Raw genomic sequence first — 13,918 nt, 5'->3', positions numbered from 1 at the left:
CATGCTCGAGTTTGATCAGGTCAGTAAAAGTTATCCCGGCGGTTTTGTTGCACTGGACAGGGTAAGTTTTAAACTGGAAAAAGGTGAAATGGCCTTTTTAACCGGCCACTCCGGTGCCGGTAAAAGTACCTTACTAAAACTGATCAGCCTGATTGAACGGCCGAGTGTCGGCCGCGTGCTGATAAATGACGTCGATTTAAGCCGGATCCGGCGTAACCATATTCCTTATGTGCGCCGTGATGTCGGCATTATTTTTCAAAACCACCGTTTACTGATGAACCACACTGTATTTGACAACGTGGCGCTGCCGCTGGTGATTGAAGGCTTCAGCGGTAAAGATATGGTGAAACGGGTGCATGCCGCACTGGATAAAGTGGGCTTGCTGGACAAAGTACGTTGCCTGCCGCATACCTTATCCGGCGGTGAGCAGCAACGGGTGGGCATAGCGCGCGCTGTGGTGAATAAACCGCCGCTGTTGTTAGCGGATGAGCCCACCGGTAACCTCGACCCCGATTTATCCAAAGACATTATGCGGGTGTTTGAAGCCTTTAATCAGGTAGGGGTGTCGGTGCTGGTGGCGACGCACGATCTGGGCCTGGTGGCGCGTATGAAATACCGTACTTTGACGTTAAAGCAGGGCAAGATGATTAACGATGGCCTGCTGCAGTACCAGGAAGATCCGCTATGAGTATTTTGTTTTCCGGCCGGGTAAGCAGCGGTGCTTCAGCGCATAAAATCAGCCCGGCCCGTCGTTTCGTGATGTTTTGGGTTAACCATGTGCGTCAGGCTTTATTCAGTCTGGGCGAACTGTGGCGCACGCCTTCGGCATCAATTCTGACTATCGGTGTATTGGGCGTCAGTCTGACGCTGCCGGCTACGTTGCATTTACTGGTAAAAAATGTGCAGCAGGTGAGCGACAGCTTTACTCAGGCTGCAGAGATCAGCCTGTTTATTAAAGCCGACAGCAGTGCCACGCAAATCAGCAGTTTGCAGAAAATTCTGCAGGCCGACAATGCCATAGCGCGGGTAACCCACATCAGTAAGCAGCAAGCGTTGGAAGAATTTGGTCAGGTATCCGGTTTTGGTGCAGCCCTGAATTACTTAACGGACAATCCGTTGCCGGATGTGTTGCTGGTGTTGCCGAAAAACACCGCGGCCGAAAGCGCACGGCAGTTGCTTGAGCGGTTATCAAAAGAGCGCATCGTAGAGTTTGGCAAACTGGATATTGATTGGCTAACCCGTTTGGATGCCATTGTCAGCTTGCTGCGCCAGGCCGTGCTGGTAATAGCGCTGCTGCTACTGGGTGCTGTGCTGCTGATTATCGGCAATACGATCCGCTTGTCTATTATGAGCAAAAAAGACGAAATTGAAGTTATGAAGTTGGTAGGGGCCACCGATGCTTTTATTCAGCGGCCGTTTTTATACAGCGGGATCTGGTATGGCGTATTTGGTGGCTTGCTGGCGTTTTTGATTGTGGAAGCCATGTTGTGGTGGCTGCAGGGCGCCATTGTCAGTGTCACGTCACTATACGGCAGTGAGTTCCGCTTGATGGCGCTTAGCGTGCCGGAGTTTTTCAGTTTAATGTTGCTTGCGGTATTACTGGGCTTAAGCGGCTCTTACCTGTCTGTGCGGCGGCATATCAGTGCGATTGAACCAACCGGCCCTTAATAACGTTTAATTATGACTTCTCAGTTTTTAGAATAAGCAGATCTAAAAACTGCAGCAACTAAAATTAGCACTCTCTGTCAAAGAGTGCTAATATCGATGCACTTAGTTAAGCAAGGACACAGAAATGAGCGATACAGCAGAAATGATGTCATTACCGGTAGCCGCCAGCAGTAGCCTGGAAGCTTACACTCATGCTGTCAGTTCTATCGCCATGCTTAGCGCTGAACAAGAGCGCAGCCTGGCTGAACGCCTGCACCAGAACGGTGATTTAGAAGCCGCGCGGCAATTGATTATGTCGCACCTGCGTTTTGTGGTGCATATTGCCCGCAGTTATTCCGGTTACGGCTTGCCGGTCAGTGATTTAATTCAGGAAGGTAATATAGGCCTGATGAAAGCGGTAAAACGCTTCGACCCTAATGTAGGTGTGCGGCTGGTGTCGTTTGCGGTGCACTGGATCAAAGCTGAAATTCATGAATATGTACTGAAAAATTGGCGCATTGTAAAAATTGCTACCACCAAGGCACAGCGCAAATTGTTTTTTAATCTGCGTAAAGCGAAAAAACACTTAGGCTGGTTTAACCAGGAAGAAGTGAAAAACGTGGCTGAATCGCTGGGTGTTGCTGAACATGAAGTGCGTGAGATGGAGTCACGCATGAGTAATTACGACATGCCGTTTGATGCTCCGGAAGATGACGACGAAGCAGCCTATACTGCACCGGCGTACTATTTGCAGGACAAAGCCTCTGATTTGGCGCAGCGGGTGGAAGAAGACCAGTGGGACAACGCCGCGGTAGACAGATTACAGGCGGCTATGCGCACGCTGGATGATCGCAGCCAGGACATTGTCCGGGCCCGTTGGTTAGACCATAACAAGCTGACACTGCAGGAACTTGCCGATCGTTACAGTGTGTCTGCCGAGCGTGTGCGTCAGTTAGAAAAGAACGCGATGAAAAAGCTGCAGGCCGCCATGAGCTGAGCTGCAACTGTTTTCAACGCATAAAAAAACCGCCAAACGGCGGTTTTTTTGCATCTGTAACAATGCGTTATTCTTCGTCAGTGCTACTCTTCGTCACTGTCGGCTTCAATGATCACCGGAATAGGCTTGCCCATGCTGGTGAGGATCTGACGTACTTCTGCCGGAATTTGGTGTGGGTTGTCTTTGCGCAGGTCTTCATCGGCAGGCAGAGGCTGGCCGGTAAACGCATGCAAAAATGCTTCACACAATAATTCGCTGTTTGTTGCATGTCGCAGGTTATTCACCTGGCGTCGGGTGCGCTCGTCGGTCAACACCTTTAATACGTTCAGCGGAATAGATACGGTGATTTTTTTTACCAGTTCTGATTTTTTACCGTGTTCCGCGTACGGGTGAATATATTCCCCATTCCACTTAGCCATATGGTTACCTTGTATTAGTCATTATGTTGTATTGCTTGCGCAAGTGGCGAAATTCTATCGTGTTATGCCGCTCAGTCAAATAGTGTGCAACAAATAATCATTATAGACGGCTAAATGGTTTGACATCTGTTTTTCTATCATTATACTTTTAGACGTCTAAACATCTAAATGAGGTTTCACCATGTCAAAGCGTCATGTCGCAACTATCGCTGCCAGAGCGGGTATTGCCCAGGACACCGCTTTTTCAGCGGTTACCCCACCGCTGTATCTAACCTCAACCTATGAATTAGCCGCTTTTAAGCAACCGGGCCAGTATGATTACTCGCGCTCAAACAATCCTACACGTGACTTGCTGGGCGAAACATTAGCCGAGCTGGAAGGTGGCGTAAAGGCTATCGTTACCAGTACCGGTATGTCAGCCTGCCTGTTGGCACTGCAACTGCTTACGCCGGATGACACCTTAGTGATCCCGCATGACTGCTATGGCGGCAGCTACCGTTTATTTACCAACTTAGCTCAGCGTAAAAACGCCTTTAAGTTGTTAGTGGTGAATTTTCAGCAAGCCGGCTGGGCAGAGCAAATAAGTAAAGCTGCGCCGAAGATGATCTGGCTGGAAACGCCATCGAACCCGTTATTGCAAATTACCGATGTGCGCGCTGTATGTCAGTTAGCGAAGAAATTGCAGGCGCTGGTAGTGGTTGATAACACCTTTTTATCGCCGGTACTGCAACAACCGCTGGCACTGGGGGCCGACATTGTGGTGCATTCCACCACCAAATACATTAACGGCCACAGCGATATTGTCGGCGGTGTATTGGTGTGTAACAGCGTGCAACTGGGTGACGAGTTAAAGTGGTGGGCTAATTGCCTGGGCATTACCGGCGCACCGTTTGACAGCTATATGACACTGCGGGGTTTACGCACGCTGGAGCCGCGTATTCGTCTGCAGCAGGATAATGCTGCCCGGGTGGTCGATTTTCTGGCGAAACAACCACTGGTGGCCAAAGTATATTACCCGGGCTTGCCTCAACACCCCGGCCATGCCATTGCCAAAGCACAACAGAGTGGTTTTGGCGCCATGTGTAGCTTTGACTTAGCCGCCGATGCAGCCTTGTTACCGGTATTTTTCTCTGCGCTGCGTTTATTTACCCTGGCCCAGTCGCTTGGTGGTATTGAAAGTCTGATTTGCCACCCGGGTACTATGACGCATGCTTCGATGGATGCCAAAGCACAACAGACAGCAGGTATAGGCCCGACATTGATCCGTTTATCGGTGGGCATTGAGAACAGCGATGATTTACTGGCCGATTTGCTGCAGGCGTTTAATGCCGTGGCACAGGCCAGCCGACAGGCTGATAAAGCCGCCAATATCGGTACGGCCGTTAAACCAGACCATGAACAACAACAGCAGTTTCGGGTAAATCCGGCACTTAGCGCTTTTTGGTAATTGATTATGCAAGTTCAGCTAACAACACAACAGCATGCTACGGCACAGGTACATAAATTTGGCGGCAGCAGCTTAGCCAATGCGCAGCGTTTTGCTGCGGTGGCGGATATTTTACAACAACAAAACCATCAGCAAGCGCTGTGGGTAGTGGTGTCGGCGCCGGGTGATACCACTGATGCCTTACTGAATATTATTGCTGCCACAGAGACACAAGCCCGCGATGTTGCCCTGGCTGCACTGCAAGCCGAACTAACGGCGTTAGTGCAACAGACGCTGACGGCTGATGGCGCCGCACTTGTGATAGAGCAATTACAGCAATGGCTGGCGGCAGTGCCCGACGCGCTGGCAGAGCAGCAGCACAACGATGTGCTGGCAATTGGTGAGCGTTTATCGGCGCTGTTATTAAGCGAGGTGCTGAAACAGCGCGGCTTGAATACTGCAGCGCTGGATGCGCGCGATTTTCTGCGTTTAAAGCAGCATCAGCCGGACTGGACAGCGTCGGCTGCATTGTTAAGCGGCCTGACACAAGCTGAACGGGTACATGTTGTTACCGGTTATATTGCCCGCGATGACAAAGGCCGCAGTATTACGTTGGGCCGCAATGGCAGTGACTATTCCGCTACCTTGCTTGGCGCTTTGGTCAATGCCGCTGAAGTGACTATCTGGACCGACGTAAAAGCCATTTACAGCGCCGATCCGCGCAAGGTAAAAGCGGCGCTGCCGTACAGTCAGGTTAGCTGGCAGCAAGCCTGTCAGCTGGCACAGCTGGGTAATCCGGTATTACATGCCCGCACCTTGTCTCCGTTAACCGGCACTGCCACAGCGCTGCTGGTGCGCAGCAGCTATCAGCCGCAACATGCCGGTTGCAAGGTGGTGCAGCAAGACAATGCTGCACCAGAGCGTGCTTCGCAGGAAAAAGCGCCACAGCAAGTCGCACAGCAGGGCTTTATCACAGAACTGGATAACGTCACCTTATTGACCTTACACCGGGATAGCAGTATCAGCGCCGCACAACTGGCGCTGGAGTTGCAGCAGCCGGTGATTGCGCTGCCGCAACAAGGTGACAATCTGTGTTGGTTATTGCCGGCGGTATGCGCTGAGCAGGCACTGGATTATCTGGCCGGGTTAAATATTCACGCGGTATGGGATACGCAGCGTTATTACGCGCTGGCGTGGTTAAAAGCCGGCGCTGTCGCGCATACTGATACTGCAGAGCAATTATTGCAGCAGCAGGGCGTACTGCACCGCTATGAAAGCACTCAGCAGCTGATCTGGTTGTTGGCCAAGCCGCTGCCTGAGACCGCGCTTGAGCAATTGCACCGCTGTTTAATTCAACCGCAGCCGGTGCTGCAAGTAGTCGTGGCCGGTACCGGCAATGTTGGTGCAGAGTTTCTCGCTATGCTGGGGGCGCAGCAGCAACGTTTTGACGCTAAGCTTAAACTTAATTTGGCGGCGGTAATTAATTCACGCCATGCCGCACTGAGTGACAGCATTGCCGTGAGCAACTGGCAAGCAGCGTTGGCTGCAGGTGTTGCCTGGAATACAGAACAGCTGGCGGCTTACCTGCAGGCGTTACCGGCGCCGAAAGTGCTGGTGGATATTACTCCAAGCCGCGAGTTCGCCACATTATATCCGGCGGTTATCGCTGCCGGCTGCGATATTATCAGTGCCAATAAACAAGGCGTAACACTGCCGGGCGCAGAGTATCAGCAGATTAAACACGCCCTGGCACAGCATCAGCGGCAATGGCTGACTAATACCACCTGCGGTGCCGGTATACCGGTGCAGCGTACTTTGCAGGAGTTACTCAGCGCGGGTGACAGCATAGATGAAGTCAGCGGTATTTTCTCCGGCACGCTGTCGTGGTTATTGTGCCAATACGATGGCAGTAAGCCGTTTTCTGAGTTTGTGCTGCAAGCGCAGCAAGCCGGCTTAACTGAGCCGGACCCGCGCGATGATTTATCCGGTAAAGACGTTCAGCGCAAATTACTGGTGTTGGCGCGTGAGTTGGGGCTGACACTGGAGCTGGATGATATTGCCTTACAGCCGCTGTTACCCGCCGGACTGGAGCAGGGCAGTTGGCAGCAATTTTGGTCACAACGGGCAACATTAGATGAGGCTATGGCGCAGCTGTTTGCTACGGCAAAGGCGACAGGCAAGGTGCTGCGTTATGTTGCCAGCCTGACGTTAGCACAGGGTAAGGTGGGCGCCACTGTAGCCTTACAGCAAGTAAGCGTTGACCACGCACTGGCGGCGATAGCACCGTGCGACAACGTTTTTGTGATCCGCTCCGGCTGGTATTGCGATAATCCACTGGTGCTTAAAGGCCCTGGAGCAGGTCGGGTGGTAACAGCAGGTGGCCTGCATGCCGACCTGGCGCAATTAATTCATCAACTTATTGGTACGGCAACCTTGCCGGCCCCACTGACGTAGTAAAAGAGAGTCGTTATGGCATTTGCAAATGCACAATATTTAGAAGCAATAAACCGTAACCTGCAGGATGTGGAAGGCAAGGTTAACGTCAGTTTTGAGTTTTTTCCGCCAAAAACGCCGCAGATGGAACAAACGCTGTGGCAATCGATAGAACGGCTGGCGCCGCTGGCACCGTCTTTTGTCTCGGTAACCTACGGCGCTAATTCCGGCGAGCGTGATCGCACACATGACATTATCAAGTCGATTAAGCAGCGCACCGGCTTAATTGCCGCACCGCATTTAACCTGCGTTGATGCGACGAAAGACGATTTAATTGCTATTGCCAAAGACTATTGGCAAAACGGTATTCGCCATATCGTTGCACTGCGTGGCGATTTACCGCCCGGCAGCACGTCTAAGCCAGACTTGTATGCAGCAGATTTGGTGGAAATACTGCGTTCTGTCGCCGATTTTGACATCTCAGTAGCAGCCTATCCGGAAGTGCATCCGGAAGCGCCGAATGCGCAATTTGATTTGCTGAATTTAAAACGTAAGGCCGATGCCGGTGCGTCGCGGGCTATTACACAGTTTTTCTTTGATACGGAAAAATTTCTGCGCTACCGCGACCGTTGTGCTGCCATTGGCATTGATGTGGATATTATTCCGGGCATTTTGCCGGTCACCAATTTCCAGCAACTGAAAAAATTTGCCGGCCTGACCAATGTGGCTGTACCGCAGTGGATGCACAAAGCCTATGAAGGCCTGGATAACGACGCTACCACGCGCAACCTGGTGGCGGCCAATATCGCTATGGAGATGGTAAAAGTGCTCAGCCGGGAGGGCGTAGATCACTTCCATTTTTATACCCTTAACCGTAGCGAGCTTAGCTATGCTATTTGCCATCTGCTTGGCGTAAGGCCGCAAATCGCGGTGTAAGATAACGCCCGCTTGAAGCGGGCGTAATTATTCCCGCCTGGCGGTATTAAATGTCACACACTTTCGTTTATAGTCTGATTGGTTGTTGCCGTAAATTGCGGTAAGCTGCAAGAAAAAATTTGCATTAGCAAATGCTGAAGGATCAGGGGCGTGCTGAGATGTCAGAAGTAACCGCCGGGGCCGGGGTATTGGCCCGTATCAGTCATTTTATAGTTACACCTTACCTGCTGTTATTATTGTCGTGCGCTGTTTGCGGTTCCGTCTCTGCTGCTCCGGCACGGCTGACAGACTACTTTCAGGAAAGTTGGACTACCCGTGACGGTTTGCCGCACAACACCATCAACAGTATTAATCAAAGCGCTGATGGCTATCTATGGATAGCCACCTGGGAAGGTGCTGCCCGTTTTAACGGTCGTGAATTTGATGTGTTTGGTCGTGGCGATCTGACCGGCTTGCCGGACTCCGGCATCCGCACTTTAGCAAAAGACAATGCCGGTAACCTGCTGCTTGGCGGATCCCGCGGTGGTTTAAGCCGTCGCTCTGCCGACGGTTGGCACAGTTGGCCGGCATTTGATGTGCTGATTAATGCTGTTACGCAGGACAGCGCCGATAGTTTGTGGTTGGGCAGCGAAGGTCAGGGCTTGTTTCAGCAAACTGTTGAGGGCAGCCGCCGGCAATACCGGGTTGCCGATGGTTTAACCAGCGATGTGATCCACAGTTTACTGACGGACAGCAGCAACAACCGCTTATGGATTGGTTCGGGCAGCGGTTTAGCATGGTTGGACACCACAGCTGCAGAACCACAGTTCCGGCCGGTGAAAGGTTTACCGGCGGTACCGGTGTTTGTACTAAAACACTATGGCGATAGCATTTTAATCGGCACTGAACGCGGTTTATATCGTTGGCATGAGGGGACAGTAACATTATTTTCTGCTGATCTAGCCGGTAAGCCGGTATCAAGTTTGCTGATACAGGATAAGCAAATTTGGATTGGTACCACTGATCGCGGGTTATTACGTTACAGCGAATTAGGTCTGGAAACGTTGAGTATGGCCGGTGGCTTACCGAATAACCGTATTTTAGCGTTATATCTTGACCGGGAAAACAGTGTTTGGGTCGGTACTAACGGTGGCCTGTTCCGGCTGCGCGATGCGCCTTTTGTTACTTACACTGCTGAACATGGCCTGGCGGGAGACTATGTGCGCGCTGTTATGCCGCACTCTGACGGCTCAGTATGGATTGGCACCAGCCAGGGCATCAGCCGGTATTCTGCCGGCGGCATCGACAACATAGATTTGTCAGCAGCAAGTCGTGGTCAGTCGGTGCTAAGCCTGGCAGAGGCAGCAGATGGCTCTGTTTGGATTGGTACTTATTCCGATGGTGCCTTGCAATGGCGTGACGGCCACATCGTGCGCCAATACGACAGAGTCTCAGGCTTGCTGGCAAACGAAATTCGCGCCATTTTGCCCGATAGCGCCGGTGGCATATGGCTGGGTACCGGTCAGGGGCTTAATTATGTTGCGCAGCAGGGCACAATACAAAGCTTTGCCGGCGCCGAGGGTTTACCTGCCCCCTTTGTTATGGCGTTGTATCAGCATGACGACGGCCGGCTCTTTATCGGCACCGGTGGCGGCGTGGCAATAAGGCAAGCCAACGGTGATATTAGCAGGTTAGATCTATCCGCTTTGGATAACGCAGAGTATGCCTTTGGTTTTGCGCCGGATCCGCTGGCGGATGTGCTGTGGATGGCAACAGATCGTGGTTTGGTAGCCTATAACCTGGCAGACGGAAGTTTACAGATGCTGGGGCGCAGCGCCGGCTTACCCTTTGATAAAGTATTTCAGGCGGTAATTGATCAACAACACAACCTTTGGCTAAGCAGTAACCGCGGTATTTTGCGATTCGGGCGCCAACAGCTTAGCGAGATGCTGGCAGCAAAACGCCGTACACTGCACTATGAACTGTTTGGTGAAGGCGACGGTATGCAAAGTGCTCAGGCTAACGGTGGCTCTATGCCGGCGGCGGCGCTGGCTTCCGATGGCAGTTTATGGTTTGCCACGTCCAAGGGCGCCAGCACTGTGCAACCGGGTATGTTAAAGCGTTTTGCCGCCAATATACCGCCGGTGGTAATTGAAGCGGTACATGTTAACGGGCTGCCGGTAGCGTTGCAACCCGGGCTGCGGCTGGCTGCCGGCGTCAACCGGCTGGAGCTGCAGTTCGCCGGGCTGGGCTATATTATGCCGCAACGTATTCAGTACCGCACCAAACTGCATGGCTTTGACACGGATTGGGTAGAGCGGGGCAGTAACAATACGGCCGAATACACCAATTTGCCGCCCGGGGAGTATCAATTTAGTGTACGTGCGGCTTATCCACAGGGCGAATGGAGTACACAGCAAGCCGGCTTTAGTTTTGTTATCACGCCTTATTTGTGGCAGCGACCCGGTTTCTGGTTGCTGTTTGTCACTGCCATGTTATTTATCGCGGTTGCACTAATACGCTGGCGTCTCAACCATTTGCGCCGGCGTGAGCAGTGGTTGCGCTGGCAGGTCGCAGAAAAAACCGTCGAATTGCAGCAACAGGCAGATCATTTACGCACGGTGGATAAAGAACGCTCTGAACTGCTGGAACAAATTAAACGCCAGGCGCAGGAGTTTGCCCTGCAGGCGCGGCTGGATACGTTAACCGGTTTAGCCAACCGCAGGGCCTTTGATGAAGCATTGGCACAGCAATGTGCCAGAGCGCGGCGCACACAGCTGCCGTTGTGTTTAGTGTTGCTGGATATCGACCACTTTAAATTAGTTAACGATGCCTATAGTCACAGTATCGGTGATGAGGTGCTGAAGTTAGTGGCTGATATGATCCGTAGTCATTGCCGCGAAGAGGATACTGTTGCGCGCTGGGGCGGTGAAGAGTTTGCCCTGTTGTTACCGGACACCTCTGTGCAGACTGCAGCAGATATTTGTGAGCGGATCCGCCGGGCCATCATGCAGATTGATTGCACGGCGTTCGCCGGCGATTTGCATATTACTGTTAGTATGGGTATTGCCGGGTTTGCCGGTGAAACGCAGCACGATAAACTGTTATCACGTTCAGACAGTGCACTATATAGGGCAAAGCAGAATGGTCGTAATCGGGTTGATGTCGCGGTATAGCTGATAGCAGCCTGTTTGTTTGTGTATAAAAATTCACAAAAACAGAATAATAATTCTTGAAACTGCATGGCGGCCGTTCTACACTAGCGGCTGTTTCGTGCTATACCTATACGTTATTTATTGTTCGAGAGCCGTAACCGATGTTATCAACAGACAAATCTTCTTCTTTAGTGCGCAGCATTGTATTAGGTGCAGCCGGTTACAGCGGTGCTGAGCTGGCGGTAATTTTAGCGCGTAACCCTTATTTTGAGCTGGTTGGCGCTTATGCGTCGGCTGGCCGGGCGGCCGAGCCGTTCTCTTCACTTTACCCGCGTTATAAACAGCAACTGGACATCATGGTGCAACCGTGGACAGATGAGCTGGCTGCAGGTTTAAACGGTAAAGTTGATGTCGCCTTTTTAGCCCTGCCACATGAAGCCAGTGAAGCGGTAACACCGCTATTATTAGCGCAGGGTATCGATGTGGTGGATTTATCCGGCGCCTTCCGCTTAAAGCAGCCGCAGCTGTATCCGCAGTATTATGGTTATGAGCATCAGCACCCTGAATTGTTAGCGGAAGCGGTGTATTCCTTAATGGAATGGCAGAGCACGCCATTGCCGCGGTTAATTTCGGTACCTGGCTGTTATCCTACCGCTTGCACTTTAGCGCTGTTACCACTGCTTAAAGCCGGTTTAGTGGCAGATAACTGCATTCCGGTGATTAATGCCACCAGCGGCGTATCCGGTGCCGGCCGTAAAGCCGCGCTTAGCACCTCATTTTGTGAAGTCGGCTTAAATGCCTACGGCTTTTTTAAACACCGCCACCGGCCGGAAATAGAGCAAAACTTAGCCCGCAAAGTGGTGTTTACACCGCATTTAGGCAACTTTAAGCGCGGTATCCTGGCCACCAGCGTGGTGACGCTGAAAGCTGGCGTATCGGCAGAGCAGGTAAAACAGGCGTTCAATAGTGCTTATAACGGTAAACCGTTGGTGCGCTTAGTATCGCACTCGCCCAATGTCGCTGATGTCGCCGGTACGCCGTATTGCGATATTCACTGGCAACAGGATGGCGAGCAACTGGTAGTGGTGTCAGCGATTGATAACTTATTAAAAGGTGCGGCAGCGCAGGCGATGCAGGCGGCGAACGTGCGCTTTGGCAAGCCGGAAACCGCAGGCCTGTTTGCTGGGGTGAGCCATGAATAATACGCCTTTGGTACTGAAAATGGGTGGCCGCTTGTTGCAGGACGACAGTGCGCTGGATGCATTACTGGCTGTGTGTGCTGAGCTAAAACAGCAGTATCCGCTGGTGCTGGTGCACGGCGGTGGCGATCAGGTGGATCAGTGGCTGGCCAAATTTGGTTTTCACACCGAAAAACTCGACGGCCAGCGTATTTCACCGGCTGAGCAAATGCCGGTGATCGCCGGCGCCTTAGCCGGTGCGGTGAATTCGCACATGGTCGCGCGTGCCGCTTTGCAGGGCTTAAAACCGGTCGGTTTAACCTTATCTGCCGGCAATAGCTGCCGCTTTGAACTGAATAGTAAACTGGGTGCAGTGGGCGTGGCTAAACCACAAGATGGCACTTTATTGCAACATCTGCTGGCTGGCGGCTTTACGCCGGTGTTCAGCTCAGTTGGTCATGGTGAGCTGGGCCAGTTATTAAATGTCAATGCCGATTTAGCTGCCGCCGCTATTTGTCAACTGGTACAGGGGCAACTGGTGTTGCTGACCGATGTGCCGGGTATTTTAGATGGCGAAGGAAAATTGATAAGCGAGCTTAACGGTGCTGAAGCTGCAAAATTAGTGACACAAGGCGTAATTAAAGGCGGCATGAAAGTAAAACTGGATGCTGCACTGGATACCGCTCAGGCACTGCGACGAAGTATTACCGTCGCGGGCTGGCAACAGCCGCAAGATCTGTTAAATCTGATGCGACAGCAAGCAGTAGGCACGCGCATCGTCTGTTAGTCCCTTAAACAAGGATGCCGCGCTGGCGGCAGGTCAGTTGAACATGAGTAAACTAAACCAATTATTGAGTCTGGCTGAATTAAGCCCGGCAACGCTGAACGATTTGCTGAATTTAGCGCTTAATGTAAAACAGCAACCGCAGAAATACACCCAAGCGCTGGCGGGTAAAAGCATCGCGCTGATTTTTGAGAAACCCTCGCTGCGTACCCGTGTCAGTTTTGATGTCGGTATTTATAAGCTAGGTGGCCATAGCGTGTATCTGGATCAGCAAAATGGCGCTATGGGCAAACGCGAAACCGTCGCCGATTTTGGCCGCAATCTGGCTTGCTGGACCGATGCCATTGTCGCGCGGGTGTTCTCGCAGCAAACGCTGGAGCAACTGGCGCAGGCCAGCCATAAACCGGTGATTAACGCGCTGAGCGATTTGTATCATCCCTGCCAGGCATTGGCCGATTTACTGGCGTTAAAAGAGCGCTTTGGCGATTTAAGCAAAGTGCATCTGGCTTATGTTGGTGATGGCAATAATGTTTGTCATTCATTAATGATAGGCGCTGCGCTTAGCGGTATGAAGATGACCGTGGTTACGCCACAGGGGTTTTCACCCGATGCGCAGGTGCTGCTTAATGTGCAGAAAATTGCCGCCACTACCGGTGCAGTATTAGAGCTAAGCCCGCATTTATCCGCCGCCGCCGGCGCCGATGCTATCTATACTGATACCTGGTTGTCGATGGGTGATAAAGCCGATCCTGAACTTATCGAACGGGTGTTTAAACCCTATCAGATCAACACCGCTGTCATGCAGCGGCTGGCGGTAAAATACTTTATGCACTGTTTACCGGCGCACCGTGAGCACGAAGTTACCAGCGAGGTACTCGACAGCGAGGCGTCACTTGTTTTACTGCAGGCGGAAAACCGCATGCATGCCCAGAATGCCGTATTAATCAGTTTATTTGCGTGAGGA

The 13,918-nt window shown here is 52.0% G+C and carries 11 protein-coding genes; 10 read left to right on the top strand and 1 reads right to left on the bottom strand.

The genetic code is table 11. From position 1 onward, the window contains the following. Position 1: 1 nt before the first annotated feature. The 3 genes from ftsE (at position 2) to rpoH (ending at position 2,644) form a co-directional block, all read left to right on the top strand. The gene (gene ftsE / locus HRH59_RS00930) at positions 2 to 688 is read left to right on the top strand and encodes a cell division ATP-binding protein FtsE (protein ID WP_173499388.1); all 687 of its coding nucleotides are present in this window, start codon (positions 2 to 4) and stop codon (positions 686 to 688) included. Next, entirely contained in the window at positions 685 to 1,668 is a 984-nt protein-coding gene (ftsX, locus tag HRH59_RS00925) for a permease-like cell division protein FtsX (protein WP_173499387.1), read from the top strand. The genes ftsE and ftsX overlap by 4 nt, the downstream gene beginning before the upstream one ends. A gap of 124 nt (positions 1,669 to 1,792) precedes the next feature. After that, a complete protein-coding gene (gene rpoH / locus HRH59_RS00920) occupies positions 1,793 to 2,644 on the top strand; it encodes an RNA polymerase sigma factor RpoH (protein ID WP_173499386.1) in 852 nt (283 codons plus the stop codon). A gap of 83 nt (positions 2,645 to 2,727) precedes the next feature. Here the strand turns inward: rpoH and metJ are convergent, their stop codons facing one another. Continuing rightward, positions 2,728 to 3,063, bottom strand: a complete 336-nt coding sequence (gene metJ, locus HRH59_RS00915) for a met regulon transcriptional regulator MetJ (protein WP_008217699.1) — start codon at positions 3,061 to 3,063, stop codon at positions 2,728 to 2,730. Between the two features lie 181 nt (positions 3,064 to 3,244). On the opposite strand from metJ, the gene metB reads away from it, so the two are divergent. The 7 genes from metB (at position 3,245) to HRH59_RS00880 (ending at position 13,915) form a co-directional block, all read left to right on the top strand. Next, a complete protein-coding gene (metB, locus tag HRH59_RS00910) occupies positions 3,245 to 4,510 on the top strand; it encodes a cystathionine gamma-synthase (protein WP_173499385.1) in 1,266 nt (421 codons plus the stop codon). Between the two features lie 6 nt (positions 4,511 to 4,516). Then, a complete protein-coding gene (gene metL, locus HRH59_RS00905) occupies positions 4,517 to 6,943 on the top strand; it encodes a bifunctional aspartate kinase/homoserine dehydrogenase II (protein ID WP_173499384.1) in 2,427 nt (808 codons plus the stop codon). A gap of 15 nt (positions 6,944 to 6,958) precedes the next feature. Then, positions 6,959 to 7,858 carry a methylenetetrahydrofolate reductase gene (gene metF / locus HRH59_RS00900; RefSeq protein ID WP_173499383.1) on the top strand — a complete coding sequence of 300 codons (900 nt, stop codon included), beginning with the start codon at positions 6,959 to 6,961 and terminating at the stop codon, positions 7,856 to 7,858. Positions 7,859 to 8,016: 158 nt separating this feature from the next. After that, entirely contained in the window at positions 8,017 to 11,013 is a 2,997-nt protein-coding gene (locus tag HRH59_RS00895; protein WP_173499382.1) for a ligand-binding sensor domain-containing diguanylate cyclase, read from the top strand. A 140-nt stretch (positions 11,014 to 11,153) separates the two neighbouring features. Beyond that, entirely contained in the window at positions 11,154 to 12,194 is a 1,041-nt protein-coding gene (gene argC, locus HRH59_RS00890; protein WP_173499381.1) for an N-acetyl-gamma-glutamyl-phosphate reductase, read from the top strand. Then, on the top strand, positions 12,187 to 12,957 hold the full coding sequence (gene argB / locus HRH59_RS00885; protein WP_173499380.1) for an acetylglutamate kinase: 771 nt from the start codon (positions 12,187 to 12,189) through the stop codon (positions 12,955 to 12,957). Before argC ends, argB begins: the two co-directional genes overlap by 8 nt. A 43-nt stretch (positions 12,958 to 13,000) precedes the next feature. Continuing rightward, complete coding sequence (locus HRH59_RS00880; protein WP_173499379.1) at positions 13,001 to 13,915, top strand: ornithine carbamoyltransferase; 915 nt, start codon at positions 13,001 to 13,003, stop codon at positions 13,913 to 13,915. The last annotated feature ends 3 nt before the right edge of the window (positions 13,916 to 13,918 follow it).

Source organism: Rheinheimera lutimaris, from assembly GCF_013283795.1.
Lineage (GTDB): Bacteria > Pseudomonadota > Gammaproteobacteria > Enterobacterales > Alteromonadaceae > Alishewanella > Alishewanella lutimaris.
The sequence above is the reverse complement of the archived record's forward strand: the minus strand, read 5'-3'. Positions and strand labels throughout refer to the sequence as shown.